The sequence below is a fragment of the Flavonifractor sp. genome, assembly GCF_019422385.1.
GTDB classification, from domain to species: domain Bacteria; phylum Bacillota; class Clostridia; order Oscillospirales; family Oscillospiraceae; genus Flavonifractor; species Flavonifractor avistercoris.
Genome location: NZ_JAHZDL010000047.1, coordinates 1 through 19,190, shown reverse-complemented (window position 1 = coordinate 19,190; position 19,190 = coordinate 1). Strand labels below are relative to the sequence as shown.

Below are 19,190 nucleotides of genomic sequence, written 5' to 3'. Positions count from 1 at the left end.
CTGGAGTCCAGCACGGAGGTGAGCAGGGCGGCCATGTACTCCCGGGTGTAGTGGCACTTGAACCAGGCCGTCTGGTTCGCCACGATGGCGTAGGCCACGGCGTGGGCCTTGTTGAAGGCGTACTGGGCGAAGTCCTCAATCTCGTCGTAGATGTCCTGGGCGGTCTGCTCCGGGATGCCGTTGGGCACACAGCCGGCGATGCCCCGCTCGGGATCCCCATAGATAAAGGATTGCCGTTCTTTCTCGATCTGAGCCTTCTTTTTCTTGGAGATGGCCCGGCGCACCATGTCCGCCTGTCCCATGGTGTACCCCGCCAGCTTGCGGAAGATCTCGATGACCTGCTCCTGGTAGACGATGCAGCCGTAGGTGACGGACAGGATGGGCTCCAGCAGGGGGTGCTTGTAGCGCACCTTGTCCGGATTGTGCTTGCAGGCGATGAACCGGGGGATGGAGTCCATGGGGCCGGGGCGGTAGAGGGCGATGATGGCGGTGATGTCCTCGATATTCTGGGGCTTGAGGCCCACGCACACGCCGGTCATGCCCGCCGACTCCATCTGGAACACGCCGGAGGTCTTGCCGTCGGAGAGCATCTGGAACACCTCGGGGTCGTCATCCGGCACATCCGCCAGGGTGAAGCCGGGGCGGCTCTTCTGCACCAGCTTCACGGTGTCGTCCAGGATGGTCAGGTTGCGCAGGCCCAGGAAGTCCATCTTCAGCAGGCCCAACTCCTCCAGGGTGGTCATGACGTACTGGGTGACCACCGACTCGTCGTTCTTGGCCAGGGGCACGTAGTCCACCACCGGCCTGCGGGTGATCACCACGCCGGCGGCATGGGTGGAGGCATGGCGGGGCATGCCCTCGATGGCCTTGGCGGTGTCGATGAGATTGTGAATCCGCTCGTCCCCCTCGTACATCTCCCGCAGGGGCTTGGACAGCTTGAGGGCCTCGTCCAGGGTGATGTGGAGGGCGCCGGGGCCGCTGGGCACCTGCTTGGCCACTGCGTCCACCTCGGCGTAGGGGATGTTCAGGGCCCGGCCCACGTCCCGGATGGCCCCCCGGGCGGCCATGGTGCCGAAGGTGACGATCTGGGCCACGTGGTCGGCGCCGTACTTGTCCTGGACGTACTCAATGACCTCCTGCCGCCGGCGGATGCAGAAGTCGATGTCGATGTCCGGCATGGTGACCCGCTCCGGGTTCAAAAACCGTTCGAAGTAGAGGGAGTATTTCATGGGATCCACGTCGGTGATATTCATGCAGTAGGCCACCATGGAGCCGGCGGCGGAGCCCCGGCCGGGGCCCACAGGGATGCCCCTTCCCTTGGCGTAGCCGATGAAGTCGGAGACGATGAGGAAGTAGTCCACAAACCCCATCTGCCGGATGACCCCCATCTCATAGTCCAGCCGCTCCCGGTAGCCCTCCGGATTACCGGGGTAACGGCGGGCAAAGCCCTCCTCGCACAGCTTCTGGAAGTAGGCGTCCCCGTCGGTGTACCCCTCGGGCAGCTTGAACTCGGGCAGGTGGTGGACGCCGAACTGGAAGTCCATGTTGCACAGCTCGGCGATCTTCACCGTGTTCTCCATGGCCTCGGGGTATTCGGGGAACAGGGCGGCCATCTCCTCGGTGGACTTGACGTAGAGCTCGCTGGTCTCCATCCGCAGGCGGTTGGGGTCGTCCACCGTCTTGCCCATCTGGATGCACATGAGGGTGTCCTGCATCTCCGCGTCCTCCCGGCGGAGATAGTGGGCGTCGTTGGTCACCACCAGGGGGATGCCCGTCTCCTGGTGGATGCGGATGAGCCCCTGGTTGATGGCGGGGTCGTTGGGCAGCTTGTGATCCTGCAGCTCCAGGTAGTAGCCGTCCTCCCCGAACAGCTCCCGCATCTCCAGGGCGGCGGCCTTGGCCCCCTCGTAGTTGCCCGCCAGGAGCAGCCGGGACACCTCCCCGGACTGGCAGGCCGACAGGGCGATCAGCCCCCCGGCGTGCTGGCGCAAAATCTCCTTGTCGATGCGGGGCTTGATGTAGAACCCCTCGGTGAAGGCGGCGGAGTCCAGATAGCACAGGTTGCGGTAGCCCTCCTCATTGCGGCACAGGAGGATCAGGTGGTACATGGAGGCGTCGTACTCGTGTACCTTGTCGGTGCGCTTCCGGGGGGCCACGTAGACCTCGCAGCCGATGATGGGCTTGATCCCCTCCGCCTTGCAGGCCTTGTAGAAGTCCACCACGCCGTACATCACCCCGTGGTCGGTGATGGCCACGGCAGGCTGGCCCAGCTCCTTCACCCGCTTTACCAGCAGGGGAATGCGGCAGGCCCCGTCCAGCAGGGAGAACTCGGTATGCACATGCAGATGGACAAAGGGCATGGGGGTGCCTCCTCTTTCTCTATTAGGTCAGGTTGTTGTCGGTGAGTATGGCCCCGCATTTGGGGCAGCGGTCCGGGCGTTTCCAGCGGCGGCCGGTAATGAGGCTGCTGGACATGTGGCGGCTGGAGACGATGAGAGCGCCGCAATGGGGACAGTAGGCTGCAAACGTGAGAACCGTCAGCAGGATCAGCACAATCAGACAGAGAAGCCCGCCCAGCATAAGGACACGCCCCAACATCAGGAAGAAATCGATGACGAAATAACCGGCCGCAATCGCGGCAATGCACAATCCGTCCAGCAGAAATAACAGGCGCCTGTGCCGGGTAATCTTCCTCATGGCTCTGCCTCCTTATCACCCTTACTTGATTTTATCCATTGCTTCAAATTATCGTGGGTAAGAATCGCCCCGCAGCAGGGACAACGAGGTGGCTGCTGGACATGGGGGCCACTGATGGCCCTGCTCGAGATCGAACGTCCGCAGTTGGGACAGTGGAGGGCCATCGCCGGCATCGCCAATAAGGTGAAGAGAATAAGGCCGCCCACTCCTCCAAATACGAGCACACCACACAGCGCATTCACTGGCCGAGGAATCGGCCGGGACAGGTACTCTTTGACCAGAGCGCCAGCCAGCATGGCGGCGATGCTCACTCCGTCCAGAAGGAGCAGATGCCGGCAGAACCAGAGGTTGAGTCTGGAGGGCTGCTTGGGCTGTTTCATGGATGTACCTCCTTTTTCAACAGCGACGGACGGGATAGACCCGCCTTATCACTCAAAGGTGATGGGCTTCTCACACTTGGGGCAGACCACCTGTCCCTCCAGCTTGACCTTCAGTGCCTCCTGGAACACCACCTTGCCGCAGCTGGGACAGCGCAGCTTGGCCGCCGACATCGCGGCCAGCACACACCCGGCCACCAGTCCCAGGACAAACAGCACAATGAGCCGCAGCAGGAAGCCGAGCAAAATAAGCACCACAACCGCCGCAATGCAGCCATAAAAGACCTGCTTCCATCTCTTGGTGAGCTTAACCATACGTTTCTCTCTCTTTTCCAATGTAAATTCTCTTCTGTCTGTATTCGGCTGACGCCTCCGCAGCCGGGGCATCGGCGGAGCCGTCACCCTGCTCTGCGGGCGAACACAGTTCGCCCCTACCGCTTCGACAGCTCTACCAGCTTGCGCAGCCGGTGGTTGAAGGCGGATTTGCTCACCGGCGGATTGCGCCCGCAAAACGCAGGCGTTTTGCGGGAACCCGTGATTACACTTCCTCGGGCGGAGTGAATCCGCCCTGCGGAAACGCCTGCGGCGTTTGACGCGCCTCAGGCGCGGCTCGCTCACGCTCGCGCTGTGCAATCCGCCAATCGCGCTTACCGCTTCGACAGCTCTACCAGCTTGCGCAGCCGGTGGTTGAAGGCAGATTTGGATACCGGCGGATTGCACAGCTCCGCCAGCTGGGTCAGGGTGAACTCCGGGTGGGCCACCCGCAGATCCACCGCCTCCTTCAGCTTGTCCGGCAGCTCCTCCAGCATCCCCCGCTCCTCCAGGGTGGCGATGGCCTCCAGCTGCACCTGGGCGGCGTCCACCGCCTTGTCCAGGTTGGCCGCGTCGCAGTTGACCCGGCGGTTGACGCTCCCCCGGAGGTCCTTCTCCGCCTTGGCGTTCATGATCTCCATGGCGGCCAGGGGGGCGCCGATGGCGGTGAGGAAGTCCTCAATGGCCTCGCTCTGCTTGAAGTAGGTGACGGAGTTCCCCTTACGGGTGGTCTCCTTGGGGGTAAATCCCGCCTCCAGCAGGAGGGAGCGCAGCTCCCGGCTGACGCTGAGATGGGGGGTGGACAGCTCCAGGTGGTAGCGCTTGGCCGGGTCGGTCACCGAGCCCCCCGCCAGAAAGGCCCCCCGGAAGAAGGCCAGGCGGCAGTGCTCCTCCTCCAGCACGGCGAAGTTGATGTGGTGGGCCAGGGCCCCCGCCGGCTCATAGCCGAAGGCAGACCAGAGGGCGGACAGCTTGTCCGGCTGGGTGACGGAGAAGATGAATTTTCCCGCCCCCTCCTCCGGCAGCCGGTCGAAGGAGACCTGGAATGCCTTCTGAAACAGGGCGGGCAGCCGGGCCGCAAAGGGGGCGGATTCGGTGGTGATGCGCACCTGCCGGGCGGTAAACTGGTTGCAGTAGAGCAGCACGCCGTAGGCCTCCGCCTGGGCGCAGCAGCGCCGGGACAGGGCCGTGCGGCACAGCTCCCCCTTGACCTGGGACGAAAAGGACATGAACGCCCCTCCTTAGAAGATTCTGGTGTGGGCCCGCTCCTCGTAGAGCTCCATCACGGCCTTGGCCAGCCGGGCGAAGGAGTGGCGGGCGTAGTTCAGGGTCTCGGAGGCCAGGGGACGGGTGACCACCTCCACCCCCAGGGCCTCAATGGCCGCTCTGTCCACCACGATGGGGGCGGCGTCCTCCTCCCTGTACCGCTCCACCAGGCCGGGGCGCACCGGCGCGGAGTTGCACAGGCAGACATCCACCAGCCCGGGGCCGGAGTGGCGCAGCAGGGCCGCCACGTGGTCGGAGGCGGTCATGCCCTCGGTCTCCCCGTCCTGGGTCATGATGTTGCAGATATAGATCTTCAGGGCCTTGGAGGCGCACACCGCCCGGGCGATGCCGTCCACCAGCAGGTTGGGGATCACGCTGGTGTACAGGCTGCCGGGGCCCAGGAGGATCAGCTCCGCCTCCTCAATGGCCTGGATGGCCGCGGGCAGGGCCTGGGGGTGCTCGGGCAGCAGGCGGACGCTCTCAATGCGGCAGTCCTGCTCCTTCTTGAAGGCGCTGATCTTGGACTCCCCCAGCACCCGGGTGCCGTTTTCAAAGGTGGCCTCCAGGGCCACGTTGTCGTTGGTCACGGGCAGCACCCGGCCGGTGATGGCCAGCACCTGGCTCATGCGCGCCACCGCCTCGTCAAAGGAGCCGGAGATGCCGTTGAGGGCGGCCAGGATCAAGTTGCCGAAGGACTGGCCCGTCAGGTTGCCGGAGCCCTGGGGAAAGCGGTAGGTGAGCAGCTGCTCCATCACCGGCTCCACATTGGCCAGGGCCTCCATGCAGTGGCGGATGTCCCCCGGCGGTGGCATGCCCAGATCCTGCCGCAGCTTGCCGGAGCCGCCGCCGTCGTCGGCCACGGTGACGATGGCCGTCAGATTTTTGGTGTGGCTCTTCAGGCCCCGCAGCATGGTGGACAGCCCGGTGCCGCCGCCGATGGCCACCACCCGTGGGCCCTGCTCCCGCCGCCGCTCCAAATAGCTGGATTCTGTCATGCTCTGTCCCCCCTATGCCCGCGTCATGTCCCGGTGGTTCTCCGTGGCCGCGTAGCCCTTCCGCTTGATGAAGCCGGCCAGGGCCCGGGTGATGGCCACGGACCGGTGCTGCCCGCCGGTGCAGCCGATGCCGATCACCAGCACGGTCTTGCCCTCCGCCTCGTACTGGGGCAGGAGGAAGCCGATGAGCCCCTCCAGGTGGGCCATGAAGTCCTTGGTCTGCTGATAGCCGAAGACGAAGTTGTACACACCCTCGTCCAGCCCGGTCTGGGGCCGCAGCTCGGCGATGTAGTAGGGGTTGGGCAGAAAGCGCACGTCAAAGACCAGGTCGGCCTCCAGGGGGATGCCGTACTTGAAGCCGAAGGAGATCACGCTGACGCTCATGGCCGGGGCGGCGGCGCCGTCCCCGAACAGGCGCAGCACCTCCCCCCGCAGCTTGGCGGTGGAGAGATTGGATGTGTCGATGATGTACTCCGCCCGCTGGCGGACCGGGGCCAGAACGGTGCGCTCCTGCCGTACCGCCTCGTCCAGGGTGCGGGAGGTGCCGGCCAGGGGGTGCATCCGGCGGGTCTCCTTGTATCGCTTGATGATGGTCTCCACCGTGGCCTCCACAAAGAGGATCTTGTAGGCGCACCCCATCTGGTGGAGCTCCTCCAGGGCGGCGAACAGGCCGTCAAAGGTCTGTCCCCCCCGGATGTCGGTGACCAGGGCCACCCGTTCGTACCGGCCCGGGCTGGCCATGCACAGCTCGGCAAACTTGGGAATCAGCGGGGCGGGCATGTTGTCCACCACGTAAAAGCCGATGTCCTCCAGGAAGGAGGCCGCCTTACTCTTCCCCGCCCCGGACATGCCGGAGATGATGATAAATTCCATAGCAAAAACTCCTTATTTCCGCAGGTCAAAAGCCCAAAAGCCGAACCTCCGGCTCCAGGGCCACGCCGGTCTCCCGGAGCACCGTCTCCTGCACCAGGGCCATGAGCCGCCGCACGTCGTCGGCGGTGGCGTTCCCCCGGTTGATCACAAAGCCGGCGTGCTTCTCCGACACCTGGGCGCCGCCGATGCCCACACCCTTGAGGCCGCACGCCTCGATGAGGGCGGCGGCAAAGTGGCCCTCCGGACGCTTGAAGGTGCTGCCCGCGCTGGGCCACTCCAGGGGCTGCTTTTCCCGGCGCTTCCGGGCCAGCTCCTCCATCCGCCCGCGGATCTGCTCCCCCTCGCCCTGCGGCAGAGCCATCTCTGCCTCCAGGATCAGCCACTCCGGATGCCCGCAGAACAGGCTGTGCCGGTAGGACAGGCCGCACGCCCCGGCGGGCAGGGTGTGGCGCGTCCCCGCCTCGTCCAGGTAGGTGACGCTGGTGAGCACCTGAACCATCTCCCCGCCGTAGGCCCCCGCGTTCATCATCACGGCACCCCCCAGGGTGCCGGGGATGCCGTGGGCGAACTCCAGGCCGGTGAGGCCCCGGCCCAGGGCGGCCATGGCCAGCCGGGCCAGAGGGATGCCGCACTCCGCCCGCAGACGGCGGTTGACCTCCCTGGTCTGCTCCAGGCCGGTGGTCTTGAGGATAAAGCCGTCGAAGCCGCCGTCCGCCACCAGCAGGTTGCTGCCGTTGCCCAGGAAGAAGGGGGCTACCCCCTCCGCCGCCGCCAGGCGCACCGCCGCCGCGGCCTCCTTCCCGTTTCTGGGCAGGGCCATGAGCCGGGCCGGGCCGCCGATACGGAAGGTGGTGTGGTTCCGCATGGGCTCCTCCTCCCGCAGCTCCAGGCCGGGCAGCTCTCCTCTCAGCTTGCGCGCCAGTTGTTCCAATCGCTCCATAGCGGCCTCCTGTTTCCAAAATTACTCTAAGGCTATATTATACCAGAACCGGGCGGGAAATAGAAGAGGACAGGCGACAAAATACGCCTGTCCGGAGACCATCGATAACCCCTCCGGCCGAAGGATTCGGAGGGAGGGATAGTGTGAAAGGGAACCGTCAGGGTTCCCTTTCGCGTCGGATCAAAAAACTTTTTGGAACTTTTTTGAAGTTTCAAAAAGTTCGGCAGCCTGTCGAAAAAGCTTTTTCGACAGGCTGAGGACAGGCGACAAAATACGCCTGTCCTCCAGTCCGGCGTCAGGGGCGCCCGAGCTGTTCAAATTCCGCCCGGCTGCCCCGGAAGATGTTGAGATCAATCCGATCCTGGGCGCCGTCATAGCCCTCCAGCCGGGCCGAGTGGGAGTACTGCCAGAAATCCCAGCCCGGCACCAGGGGGAAAATGGTGGGGCTGGAACACCAGATGGGATAATCCCCATATCCGCCCCCGGCGATGTAGCGGTAATAGGAGCGGTAGGTCACGTAGAGGATGGGCTTGACGCCGTAGTGCTCCTCCAGCCGCTCCAGCAGGGGATCCAGGATGGCCTTCACATGGGCCTTTTCCGGCGGCTCCTCCAGGTATTTCCCGTAAAACTCGATGTCCACCACCGGGGGCAGGGCCCCCTCGGTCACCGGCACCGTGGCAATATAGTTGTCCGCCTGGGTGTCGCCCGGGCTGTCATAGCTGAGGAAGTGGTATGCCCCCGCCCGGACGCCGGCCTCCGCAGCCCCGGCCCAGTTGGCGGCGAACTGCCTGTCCTGGAGGATGGAGCCCTCGGTGGCCTTGATGAAGGCGAAGTCCACCCCCTGCCTGGCCAGGACGGCCCAGTCCACGTTCCCCTGATAGGAGGACACGTCCACGCCGAAGAGCTCCCACTGCTCCGGATCGGCCTCATGGGACAGGAGAATGAGCCCCCGCCAGCGCAGCAGCCCCAGGGCCGCCAGCGCGGCGGCGGCCAAAAGAAGGAGCGCCAGGAGCAGCCGTCCCAGCGCCCGCAGAATCCGTTTCAATCCGCATCACCAGTAAACATGATTGCCCGCCCTGCCCGGCAGGACGGAAAGAGCCTCCCGGGGCCGCGGGCCCCGCCCCCCGCCTATTGCTCCGGCAGGGCGCCCTGCATGGCGTGCTCCTTGATCTTCTGGAAGGTCTCGTCGCTGAGATCGTGCTCAATCTTGCAGGCATCCGCCGCCGCCACCTCCGGCGTGACCCCAAGGCGGATGAAAAACTGGGTCAGCAGCTTGTGCCGTTCGTAAATGCGGGCGGCGATCTCCTCCCCCGCCGGCAGCAGGGAGATGAAGCCCTCCTTGTCCATCTCGATATATCCGCTCTCCCGGAGCTTTTTCATGGCAACACTGACGCTGGGCTTGGAGAAGTGCAGCTCGTTGGCAATGTCGATGGAGCGCACCAGGCCGTTGCGCTCGTGCAGGCTGAGAATGGCCTCCAGATAGTTCTCCGCAGATTCATAGATATTCATAAGTCTATCCTTTCCTGTGCATGGCCTTTTATACAGATTAGCACAAAGCGGCCGGTTTGACAAGCATTTCCGTCCGGGCGCGAAAAGCGGCCCGCTGCCGCGAGCAGCGGGCCGCCGGGCGGGAGGGGCTCAGTCCCCCTTCCCCTCCCGTCTGGACATCTCCTCCACAATGCTCTGGAAGCGGGAGGCGATGTAGCCGTAATTGTTCCGCCGGTGGGGCACCAGGCACTTGCTGCAGTCCTTGACCCCGTTCTCCAGATAGGTGAAGTTTCCGCCGCAGTCCCGTCCCAGCATGTACAGGGGGCAGTAGCAGAACAGGCAGTTGAACTCCTCCCCCTCCTCCACCGGATGGCAGGGGTAGTATTCGCACTCCTTATTGGTGAAGAAGGCGAAGTGCTTGCCCTCCCAGTATGCCTTTTCCTCGGCCATGTAAGCCTCTCCTTTCGTTACAGCACGCCCTTGCTGACGTTGACCACAAAGTCCTGCACGTTGGTGACAATGGTGCGCACCGACAGGCTGCCCCGGTCGCGGAGCTTGTTTACCGCGAACTCGGATACGTCCACCGAGTAGAAGTACACCGGGCGCACCACGCCGTCCACCACCCGGTAGGAGGGGGTCATGTTGCCGGTGGCCACGGTGTGGAGGGTGGAAGCCATGCAGATGACGGTGGTGGCGTCCTTCACCAGGGCGCGCATGGCGTCCTGGCCCTCGTAGACGTTGCCGTATACCTCGGGCAGGGGGCCGTCGTCCCGGACGGAGCCCACCAGCACATAGGGGATGTTGTGCTTCACGCACTCGTAGATAATGCCGTCGGTCACCTTGCCCTCCTCGATGAAGGCGGCGGTGGAGCCCCGCAGGCGGATGGCGTTGAGGGTGTCGATGTGGTTGTAGTGGCCGTTGGGCACGCTCCGCTGGGTGTAGATGTCCTGGCCCAGGGCGGTGCGGCGGTAGCTGGCCTCTAGATCATGGGTGGCCAGGGCGTTGCCCGCCAGCAGGCCGTGGACATATCCGCCCCGCACCAGGGCGGCAAAGGCGGCCCGGGCGTCGTGGTCAAAGGCGCAGGCCGGGCCCATGACCCACAGGATGCGGCCATGCTCCTTCTCGTAGCGCAGCAGCTCGTAGATGGAGTCGTAGTCCATGGAGTAGGCGGTCTCCCGGGAGCGGCCCTGCCGGAAGGCGAAGGTCTCCGCCTCCCCCTTCTCCTCCCCGAAGCCGTCGGGGTAGACATAGATGCCCTCGGAGGCGTCCTCGGTGCGGCCCACCACCACCGGTTCCCCAGCCTTCAGGTTGCGGAACTCCACCACGGCGATCTTCCCGTCCCGCAGGGCGGCCACGCAGTCCATACGGCTCTCCTCCGCCAGCAGCCACTGGCCGCCAACCTTGAAGTACTCCGGATAGATGGAGGTGGCGTGATAATTCTCCGGGGCCACCCCGTCCCTGGGGGCCGGACACAGCACGGCGTCCGGCACATTTTGAAAGCGCTCCTCCCGGAAATCTGGCGCATGATACTGAGGCAGGGTAAAACTCATAACAGGCTCCCCTTTCTTTCGTTTTCTCTTGTCCATTCTATCATGGAAACTACGCCCTGCCAACCCCCGGCGGGAAGGATTTTCCTCCGTCCAAAATCGGCGCGCCGCGGAACTCAATTTCCGCGGCGCGCCCGCCGTATCTCCCTCCGCGCTTGGCGGGGAGTAAATTATCGATCGGCTTAGAGCAGTTCGCTCTCCAGATCCTGGAGCATGATGTTCAGAGCCTGGATGCCGCCCTCGGCGGTGTACCACACCGCCGGGTGGGCCAGGTAGACGATGCTGCCGTTCTGGTAGGCGTCGGTGCCCATCACCAGCTCGTTCTCCATGATCTCCTGGGCCAGCTGGGCGCCGTCGGTGCCGATGGCGGCGTCCCGGTCCATGACGAAGATGTAGTCGGGGTTCTTGTCCACGATGAACTCGAAGGAGGCCTCGTTGCCGTGGGTGGAGGTGTCAATCTCGGCGTCCACGCCGATGTTGTCAAAGCCGATCTCCCGGCCGATGATAGAGCAGCGGCCGTCGTTGCCCAGCACGTTGAAGCTGCCGCTGGTGCACATGCCCACGATGGCGCTCTTGCCGGCGGCGAACTCCGCCAGGGCCTGAATGCGGGCGTCAAAGTCGGTCATCAGCTGGTCCACCTTGTCCTCCAGGCCGAAGATGGAGGCAATGGTGGAGGCGTTCTTGCGGACGGACTCCACCACGCCCAGCTCGCTGTCGGTGGCCAGGTAGACCACCGGGGCGATCTCGCTGAGAGCGTCATAGGAGGAGGCCAGTCGGCCGCCGATGAAGATGACGTCGGGGGCGCAGGCCATGACGGCCTCCAGATCGGCCTCCTTGATGGTGCCCAGGTTGGCCACGTTCCCGTCGGTCACATAGCTCTGCAGGTACTCCAGGGACGTGTCGGCGGAGCCCACCACCCGGCCCTCGGCCACGCCCAGGGCGTCCAGGATGTCCAGGCATGCCATATCCAGGATGGCGATGCGCTGGGGGTCGTAGGGCACCTCCAGCTCCACGGCCTTGCCGCTGCCGTTGAGGGAGGTGATGGTGACGTTCTCCGGGGTCTCCGCAGAGGGCTGGGCAGAGGTCTCCACGGCGGGGGCCCCACTGTTGGCGGCGGGGGTGTCGGCGGCGCCGCCGGAGGCGGTGGAGCAGGCGGTCAGGCCCAGGGCGAGGGCCAGAGCCAGAGCCAGGGCAAGAGAGATTCCTTTTTTCATGTCTGTTCTCCTTTTCTAACCTGTTCAAACAGGATCAATAGTAGATGGACAGGGGGCGGCCTTCGATCTCCAGGATTTCGAAGTCCACCTGGTAGATCTGGGACAGGGTTTCCTTGGTCATCACCTCCTCCACGGTGCCGAATTTGGCGATCTTCCCGTCCTTGAACGCGCAGATATAGTCGGAGTAAAAGGCCGCGTAGTTGATCTCGTGCAGGACCAAAATCACCGTCTTCCCCAGCTCGTTGCAGAGGCGGCGAACGATTTTCATCATGTTGGTGGCGTGGTAGATGTCCAGGTTGTTGGTGGGCTCGTCCAGGAGGATGTACTCGGTGTCCTGGGCGATTACCATGGCGATGAAGGCCCGCTGGCGCTGGCCGCCGGACAGCTCGTCGATGAACCGGTCCTGGAATTCCTCCAGCTCCATGTAGGAGACCGCCCGGTCCACGATCTCCTGATCCTCCTGTGTCAGGCGGCCCCCCGAGTAGGGGAAGCGGCCGAAGGCCACCAGCTCTCGGACGGCGAGCTTCATCTGGACGTTGTTGCTCTGGGTCAGGATGGCCAGCCGCTTGGCCAGCTCCTTGCTCTTCCACTTGCCGATGTCCTTCCCCTCGAAGTCCACCAGGCCGCTGTCCCGGGCGATGAGCCGGGAGATGATGTTGAGCACCGTGGACTTGCCCGCCCCGTTGGGGCCGATCATGGAGATCACCTTGCCCCGGGGGATCTCAAAGCTGACGGAGTCCACCACGGTCTTGCCGTCGTACTGTTTGGTTAAATCCTTGACTTTCATTCAGACCCTCCTGTTGGCCAGAAGCAGATAGAGGAAGTAGATGCCGCCGCCCACGGTGATGAACACGCTGACGGGCACCGCGTAGTGGTACACCCGCTCCACCACCAGCTGCCCGGCCACCAGCACCACCATGCCGACGAGGGCGGAGCCCAGGATCAGGTAGGTGTGGCGGTAGGTTTTCAGCAGCTGCCGGGCGATGTTGGCGATGATCAGGCCCAAAAAGGAGATGGGCCCCACCATGGCGGTGGCCACGGCGATGCACAGGGTCACCCCCAGCAGCAGGCGGCGGATACTCCGGTCGTAGTCCACGCCCAGGTTGATGGACTGGGCCTTGCCCAGGGTGAGTACGTCCAGCAGGGCCAGATCCTTCCGCAGCACGAAGATGATGGCGGCCATCAGTACCAGGCAGAGCACGATGATCTCCGAGTTGATGTTGGAGAAGCTGGCCACCAGGGTGGCCAGCAGGGCGTCGTACTCGTTGGGGTCCATCACCCGGGTGAGGGTGGACTGGATGCTGGAGAAGAAGGAGGTGAGCACCGTGCCGATGAGGAGCACATAGAGCACATTGTGGTTGGTTTTCTGGAACAGATAACTGTAGATCACCGTGGCAACCACGCCCATCAGTGCCACGTCCACCACAAAGGACAGGTTGGCGTTGACGGCGATAATGCTGCCCGAGCCGGCGAAGAACACCACCGCCGTGTGGATGAGGGTGTACAGGGAGTTCATGCCCAGTAGGCAGGGGGTGACGATGGTGTTGTTGATGATGGACTGGAACACGATGGAGGCCCCGCCGATGGCGAAGGCGGTGATCAGCATGGCGATGAGCTTGGGGGCGCGGATCTTCATGGAGAAGAGCACCAGCGCCGAGTTGGAGAAGTTCACCGCCACCAGCATATAGCCCAGCCCGGCCAGCAGCACCAGCAGGGCCAGAAGGGACAGCTTGCGCACGTTGGTGTGGTAAGCATTGGGGCGGGAGACGGCCTGTGCCTGGTTCATCGCGCGTCACCTCCCTCCAGCGCGCCCAGAGAGGCGGCGCAGCCCGAGGTGCCCACGGCCCCCAGGCGGACGGCCTTCCGGCCGTGGCGGAGCCGGTAGAGCAGCAGGGCGATGAAGATCAGGCTGCCCAGTATGCCCACAATCAGCTCGATAGGCAGCTCGTAGGGGGCGATGACCACCCGGCCGATCATGTCGCACACCAGCACAAACAGGGCGCCGAACAGGGCGGTGTCCACCAGGGTGCCCCGGATCTTGTCCCCCTTGAACATGGCCACCACGTTGGGGACGATCAGGCCGATGTAGGAGATGGCGCCCACGACCACCACCACGCTGGCGGTGATCATGGCGGCAATGGTCAGACCCATAAAGAGCACCAGATTGTAGGGCACGCCCAGATTCCGGGAGAAGTCCTTCCCCATGCCCACGATGTTGAAGTGGTTGGCAAAGAGGAAGGCCAGAATCACCAGGGGGACGATCAGGTACACCAGCTCGTACCGCCCGCGGATCACCAGGGAGAAGTGGCCCACCGACCAGGTGGACAGGGCCTGAGTCATCTCAAACTGGTAGGCCAGGTAGTTGGTGATGCCGCCGATGACGTTGCCGAACATGATGCCCACCAGGGGGACCATCACCACATCCTTGAACTGGATGCGCTGGATGAACCAGACGAAGATCCAGGTGCCCAGGATGGCGAACACAAAGGAGAAGATGGCCCGGCTCCACAGGGTGGAGTTAGGCTGAAACAGCAGGGCCAGAAGAATCCCCAGCTGGGCCGAGGAGATGGTGGCGCCGGTGGTGGGGGAGACGAACTTGTTCATGCACAGCTGCTGCATGATCAGGCCCGCCACGCTCATGCCCACGCCGGTGCACAGGATGGCCAGCAGCCGGGGCAGGCGGGAGATCAGGAAGATCTCCAGCTGCTCCAGATTGCCGGACAGGAGCCCGGACAGATTCACGTCGATGACTCCCAGGAACAGAGACCAGACGGAGCACACCAGCAGGGCTGCAGCCAGGAGCAGGGTCGATAGATGCTGTTTGATGGAAAATCCCTCCTCTCATCTTTGGTTAGTTTTAGCTAACTTTCGGGCAAAAAACAGCGTGTATCGGGTTAACGTCCAGATTCACGTTGGTTGCTTTTCTATATAGTTAGCCATAACAAACCATCGTTGAAATTAGGATAGCACACCTTCTCCAGGCTGCGCAAGAGAGGTTTCCCACAAAATTCCTACCTAAGTACTATGTAATCTGCACAAAATAACCAGGAATAGAACTTCCGAGGGCAGGGGCCTCCCTGCCCGATGACGGAACTCTGCGACGCCTCCCCGTGGGGGAAGCTTTTGACAACCTGGGAACCAACGCTTGTACGCCGCACCTGCGGCGCCGGAAAAGAGCGCTGACCGCCATCAGATATTTTTTTGATCTGGTTAATCGCGCTCTTTTCCCATTCGGCGGGATTCGCCGAATGGGGACCCATTGCATCTTTCCAGCGGAAGTGAATTCCGCTGGAAACAAGGTTTTGCTTTGCAAAACGCTTGTACGCCGCACCTGCGGCGCCGGAAAAGAGCGCTGACCGCCATCAGATATTTTTTTTGATCTGGTTAATCGCGCTCTTTTCCAGTCTGGACACCTGTGCCTGGGAGATACCCACCTCGGCGGACACCTCCATTTGGGTCTTGCCCTCAAAAAAGCGGAGATTCAGGATGTGCCGTTCCCGTTCTGAGAGGCGGTTCATGGCCTCCTTCAGGGCGATGTGCTCCAGCCAGCTCTCGTCGGTGTTTTTGGAGTCCTTCACCTGGTCCATGACGCAGATGGTGTCGCCCCCGTCAGAGTACACCGGCTCGTAGAGGGACACCGGATCTACGATGGCATCCAGGGCGAACACCACGTCCTCCCGCTTTAGATCCAGCTCCTTGGCTATCTCCTCGATGCTGGGCTCCCGCTGGTGCTCGGCCAAGAACTTCTCCTTGGTCTGGAGCACCTTGTAGGCCGTGTCCCGCATGGAGCGGGACACCCGCATGGATGAGTTGTCCCTCAGATACCGGCGGATTTCCCCGATGATCATGGGCACACCGTAGGTGGAGAAGCGCACGTCCAGGTCGATGTTGAAGTTGTCGATGGCCTTGATCAGGCCGATGCACCCCACCTGGAACAGATCGTCCAGGTTCTCACCCCGGTTTGCAAACTTCTGGATCACCGAGAGCACCAGGCGCAGGTTACCGGAGATCAGTTCCTCCCGGGCGGCCATATCCCCCTGCTTGGTGCGGCGGAGCAGCTCCATAGTCTCCTCGTTTTTGAGCACCTTCAGCTTGGATGTGTTGACCCCGCAGATCTCAACCTTACCCTGCATACCGCTGCCTCCCCGACCGCTGAATCTGTGTTCAGTATGTCCGGGGCGGGGGCTTTCATACGGCGGCCGGGCGGCCTATATTTTTTATCGTGGGACTGTTTTCGATGGACTTTTTCGCCTATCTTGCGCTTTGATCTGGTCTATGGTATGCTCTTTTCTGAAATCTATCAGGTCAGATTGGAGAGATGTCCATGTTTACGCCTATTCTGGACAGCGGCAGCAGCCGCCCCCTCTACGAGCAGCTCTACCGCTATATCCGGGACGAGATCGAAGGTGGGCGCCTGCGGGCCGGGGAGCGGCTGCCTTCCAAACGGGCCCTGGCCGCCCACCTGAAAATCAGCGTGGTGACAGTGGAAGGGGCCTATGGCCAGCTTCTGGCAGAGGGCTACCTCCGCTCCGAACCCAAGCGGGGCTTTTTCGTCCAGGCTGTACAGGAAGAGCACCGACCAGCCTTGTCCCCGCTTCCCCCGGCGGAGCCCCCCCAGGCAAAGCCCTCCCTCCCCTACGACTTCTCCACCAGCGGCGTGGACACCGGCCTGTTCCCCTTTTCCACCTGGGCCAAGCTCATGCGGGAGGTGCTCTCCGCCCGGGCAGACTCCCTGCTGGCCTCCTCCCACCCCCAGGGCGTGCCGGAGCTGCGCCGGGCCATCGCCGAGCACCTGTACCGCTTTCGCGGCATCCGGGCGGCTCCGGAGCAGATCGTGGTGGGGGCGGGCTCGGAGACGCTGCTCGCCTTTCTGGTGCAGCTGCTGGGCCGGGAGGGGGGATACGGCGTGGAGGATCCCGGCTACGCCAAGCCCCACCGGATCCTCACCAGCTGCGGCGCCGTGGTGCGCCCCATTCCCCTGGACGGCCAGGGCCTGCGGGTGGATGTGGTGCGGGAGCGGGCGGTGCGTGTGGTGCATGTGACCCCCTCCCACCACTACCCCTTGGGCATCATCATGCCGGTGGCCCGGCGGCAGGCCCTGCTGCGGTGGGCGGCGGAACAGCCCGGGCGCTACATCCTGGAGGACGACTACGACAGCGAGTTCCGCTTCTCCGGCCGGCCCATCCCCGCTCTCCAGAGCCTGGATGGCGGGGAGCGGGTGATCTATCTGAACACCTTCGCCAAGAGCCTGGCCCCCTCCCTGCGCATCAGCTACATGGTGCTCCCTCCGCACCTGCTGGAAAAGTGGCGGCGGGACTTCTGGTTCTACTCCTCCACCGTCCCCTCCTTTGAGCAGTACGCCCTGGCCCGCTTCATGGAGGGCGGGCACTTTGAGCGCCATCTGAACCGCAGCCGTACCCGTTACAAGGTCCGGCGGGAGGCCCTGCTCGCCGCCGCCCGGGACACCGGCCTCACCCGGGCGGGCACCTTTGCCGGGGGCGACGCGGGGCTCCACCTGCTGCTGTGGATGGAGCCCCGCTGGACGGAGGCGGAGCTGGTGGAGCGGGCGGCCACCGCCGGCGTGGGGGTCATCCCCCTGTCCGCCTGCGACCTCACCTCCCCGGCCAAGGATCGGCCGCCGGCCCTGATCCTTGGCTACACCCGCATCGCCGCCGGGGACATGGCCCCCGCCCTCCGGAGGCTCAAGGACGCCTGGGGCTTCTGAACAAGACAGGACGCCGCCCTTGCCTGGGCGGCGTCCTGTCTTGTTTCTTCACTTGTGCTTGGCCAGTTCCTTCCACACGGCCTGGGCGATCACCGCTTGGCCCTCCGGAGAGCGCAGCACCTCCAGCACCATGGTCTTGAACTGCTCCCTGGCGGCCTTGCCGGCAAACAGGGCGTCCAGCATGGTGGAGCTCTGGGGGGCGGCCGGCTCGGTTCTGACCTTTTTGGGGACAGGCGCAGGGCGGTAGACCGGCGCGTCCTCCTCCGCGGGCAGGGCGCCGCTCATCCAGTCCTCCTGCCGGGTGCGGTCATTGCTCTCCCCCCGCAGATAGAACAGGGAGACGCCGAAGTAGTCTGCCATCTTCTCCTGCTGCTCCTTGGTGGGGGTCTGCCGCCCTGTCTCAAACTTCTCAAAGGCGTTCTTGGGGAAGCCGAGCGCCTGGGAGGCGGCCGGCCTGGCCAGCCCGGCCTCGGTGCGCAGCGTCTCAATCCGCTGTGCCATGGTCACCATATCCGATTCCCTCTTTCTGAAGTGAACTCTGCCCCCTATTATAGCGGGTACGAGGCAAAGCCGCAAGTGTGGGTGGATCTTTCCTCTGTTTTGCCGCATAATGAGAGCAGAACGATACAGGAGGCATGTGACCATGACACAGGATTGGACGCTGCGGGAGGCCATAGAGTACTATCAGCGCCAGGGGGCGCCCGGCGACCAGGGGATGCTGGTGGCCCTGCTGCGGGAGGTCCAGGGGGAGCGGGGCGGGGTGCTCCCGGCGGCAGATGTGGCAGAAATTGCGGCCGCTTACGGTTTGAAGGAGACCTTTCTGACCGCGGTCATCAAGCGATATCCTGGGCTCCGCCCCCAGGAGGCTCCCCACCTGCTGGAGCTGTGCGGTGGGCCCCGCTGTTCCAGCCGGGACGCCGCCCGCCTGGCCGCCTTTGTGGAGGAATGCTATGATGTGCGTCCCGGCGGCGTCAGCACAAGAGGCAGCTTTTCCTACCGCATCTCCGGCTGCATGAAGAACTGCCCCAACGGCCCCAGCCTCAAGTGGGACGGGGAGCTCCACTCCCGGGCCGATGAGGCGCTGATCCGCACCCTGGTGGAGGGCGGCTGAAGGTCGTCCTCCGCTTGACATTCCCGGCATCCTGTGCTATCATTCAGTTAGCGATAGCTAATACAAGATACAGAGAGGAAGCGCCTCCGATGACCAAGTATACCCTCCAGGTGGGCGGCATGGCCTGCAGCATGTGTGAGGCCCATGTGAACAATGCCGTCCGTAAGGCCTTCCCGGTGAAGAAGGTCTCCTCCTCCCACACCAAAAAGCAGATGGTCATCCTCTCTGAACAGCCCCTGGACGAGGAGGCCCTGCGGAGCGCCATCGGCAGCACGGGCTATACGGTGGGGAGCATTTCCAGCGAGCCCTATGAAAAGCGGGGACTCTTCTCCTTCGGAAAATAATCGGTCAAAAAATGAAAAAACAGTTGACAAACCCCGCCCGCTCTGCTAAAATATAGTTCGTTCGGTCGGCAAGCCCGGCAGTGACAGCGGAATATGGGGGTATAGCTCAGCTGGGAGCCCAAACAATGCGTTTGCCTACCCCCATTTGAGCGACAGCACAAGACCAAAACTGACAATTTAATCTTGTTTCCTTGATTGTTCGACGTGAACAATTTTCTCCTCAAAAGAAATTTTGAAGAGAGATATCTGGGGGTATAGCTCAGCTGGGAGAGCGCTTGAATGGCATTCAAGAGGTCAGCGG

Annotated in this window: 21 protein-coding genes; 3 read left to right on the top strand and 18 right to left on the bottom strand. The window is 63.5% G+C overall.

Annotated elements, in window-relative coordinates; genetic code table 11:
- The 17 genes from QZ378_RS07700 to sigG form a co-directional block, all read right to left on the bottom strand.
- Positions 1-2,360: DNA polymerase III subunit alpha (locus QZ378_RS07700; RefSeq protein WP_291257863.1), on the bottom strand; the 2,360-nt coding region annotated here is incomplete at its 3' end.
- 22 nt (positions 2,361-2,382) lie between these two features.
- Positions 2,383-2,697 (bottom strand): hypothetical protein, encoded by a 315-nt coding sequence (locus tag QZ378_RS07695; protein ID WP_191378574.1) that lies wholly within the window; start codon positions 2,695-2,697, stop codon positions 2,383-2,385.
- Positions 2,694-3,077 (bottom strand): hypothetical protein, encoded by a 384-nt coding sequence (locus tag QZ378_RS07690; RefSeq protein WP_191378575.1) that lies wholly within the window; start codon positions 3,075-3,077, stop codon positions 2,694-2,696. The genes QZ378_RS07695 and QZ378_RS07690 overlap by 4 nt, the downstream gene beginning before the upstream one ends.
- Before the next feature lie 48 nt (positions 3,078-3,125).
- Entirely contained in the window at positions 3,126-3,389 is a 264-nt protein-coding gene (locus QZ378_RS07685) for a hypothetical protein (RefSeq protein WP_291257862.1), read from the bottom strand.
- A gap of 332 nt (positions 3,390-3,721) precedes the next feature.
- The gene (gene whiA, locus QZ378_RS07680) at positions 3,722-4,615 is read right to left on the bottom strand and encodes a DNA-binding protein WhiA (protein ID WP_291257861.1); all 894 of its coding nucleotides are present in this window, start codon (positions 4,613-4,615) and stop codon (positions 3,722-3,724) included.
- A gap of 12 nt (positions 4,616-4,627) precedes the next feature.
- Entirely contained in the window at positions 4,628-5,647 is a 1,020-nt protein-coding gene (locus QZ378_RS07675; RefSeq protein ID WP_291257860.1) for a gluconeogenesis factor YvcK family protein, read from the bottom strand.
- Positions 5,648-5,659: 12 nt separating this feature from the next.
- Positions 5,660-6,520, bottom strand: a complete 861-nt coding sequence (gene rapZ / locus QZ378_RS07670; protein WP_291257859.1) for an RNase adapter RapZ — start codon at positions 6,518-6,520, stop codon at positions 5,660-5,662.
- A 25-nt stretch (positions 6,521-6,545) separates the two neighbouring features.
- Positions 6,546-7,460 (bottom strand): UDP-N-acetylmuramate dehydrogenase, encoded by a 915-nt coding sequence (gene murB / locus QZ378_RS07665; protein ID WP_291257858.1) that lies wholly within the window; start codon positions 7,458-7,460, stop codon positions 6,546-6,548.
- Positions 7,461-7,755: 295 nt separating this feature from the next.
- Positions 7,756-8,505 (bottom strand): GH25 family lysozyme, encoded by a 750-nt coding sequence (locus QZ378_RS07660; protein ID WP_291257857.1) that lies wholly within the window; start codon positions 8,503-8,505, stop codon positions 7,756-7,758.
- Positions 8,506-8,588: 83 nt separating this feature from the next.
- Entirely contained in the window at positions 8,589-8,969 is a 381-nt protein-coding gene (locus QZ378_RS07655; RefSeq protein WP_087241322.1) for a metal-dependent transcriptional regulator, read from the bottom strand.
- Between the two features lie 129 nt (positions 8,970-9,098).
- Complete coding sequence (locus QZ378_RS07650) at positions 9,099-9,398, bottom strand: cysteine-rich small domain-containing protein (protein ID WP_191378583.1); 300 nt, start codon at positions 9,396-9,398, stop codon at positions 9,099-9,101.
- Positions 9,399-9,415: 17 nt separating this feature from the next.
- Positions 9,416-10,498 (bottom strand): hypothetical protein, encoded by a 1,083-nt coding sequence (locus QZ378_RS07645; protein WP_291257856.1) that lies wholly within the window; start codon positions 10,496-10,498, stop codon positions 9,416-9,418.
- A 179-nt stretch (positions 10,499-10,677) separates the two neighbouring features.
- On the bottom strand, positions 10,678-11,709 hold the full coding sequence (locus tag QZ378_RS07640; RefSeq protein ID WP_291257855.1) for an ABC transporter substrate-binding protein: 1,032 nt from the start codon (positions 11,707-11,709) through the stop codon (positions 10,678-10,680).
- A 34-nt stretch (positions 11,710-11,743) separates the two neighbouring features.
- Positions 11,744-12,496 carry an ATP-binding cassette domain-containing protein gene (locus tag QZ378_RS07635; RefSeq protein WP_291257854.1) on the bottom strand — a complete coding sequence of 251 codons (753 nt, stop codon included), beginning with the start codon at positions 12,494-12,496 and terminating at the stop codon, positions 11,744-11,746.
- Entirely contained in the window at positions 12,497-13,495 is a 999-nt protein-coding gene (locus QZ378_RS07630) for an iron chelate uptake ABC transporter family permease subunit (RefSeq protein WP_291257853.1), read from the bottom strand.
- The gene (locus tag QZ378_RS07625; protein ID WP_366935150.1) at positions 13,492-14,490 is read right to left on the bottom strand and encodes an iron chelate uptake ABC transporter family permease subunit; all 999 of its coding nucleotides are present in this window, start codon (positions 14,488-14,490) and stop codon (positions 13,492-13,494) included. The genes QZ378_RS07630 and QZ378_RS07625 overlap by 4 nt, the downstream gene beginning before the upstream one ends.
- 581 nt (positions 14,491-15,071) lie before the next feature.
- Positions 15,072-15,842, bottom strand: a complete 771-nt coding sequence (gene sigG, locus QZ378_RS07620) for an RNA polymerase sporulation sigma factor SigG (protein ID WP_291257852.1) — start codon at positions 15,840-15,842, stop codon at positions 15,072-15,074.
- A 191-nt stretch (positions 15,843-16,033) separates the two neighbouring features.
- On the opposite strand from sigG, the gene QZ378_RS07615 reads away from it, so the two are divergent.
- On the top strand, positions 16,034-17,434 hold the full coding sequence (locus tag QZ378_RS07615) for a PLP-dependent aminotransferase family protein (RefSeq protein WP_291257851.1): 1,401 nt from the start codon (positions 16,034-16,036) through the stop codon (positions 17,432-17,434).
- A 48-nt stretch (positions 17,435-17,482) separates the two neighbouring features.
- Here QZ378_RS07615 and QZ378_RS07610 read toward each other — a convergent pair whose 3' ends face one another.
- Positions 17,483-17,944 carry a helix-turn-helix domain-containing protein gene (locus QZ378_RS07610; RefSeq protein ID WP_291257850.1) on the bottom strand — a complete coding sequence of 154 codons (462 nt, stop codon included), beginning with the start codon at positions 17,942-17,944 and terminating at the stop codon, positions 17,483-17,485.
- A gap of 133 nt (positions 17,945-18,077) precedes the next feature.
- Here QZ378_RS07610 and QZ378_RS07605 point away from each other — a divergent pair, with 133 nt between their 5' ends.
- Positions 18,078-18,545, top strand: coding sequence for an NAD(P)H-dependent oxidoreductase subunit E (locus QZ378_RS07605; protein ID WP_291257849.1), 468 nt, complete (start codon positions 18,078-18,080; stop codon positions 18,543-18,545).
- Positions 18,546-18,634: 89 nt separating this feature from the next.
- A complete protein-coding gene (locus tag QZ378_RS07600; RefSeq protein WP_191378592.1) occupies positions 18,635-18,889 on the top strand; it encodes a heavy-metal-associated domain-containing protein in 255 nt (84 codons plus the stop codon).
- Positions 18,890-19,190 lie beyond the last annotated feature (301 nt).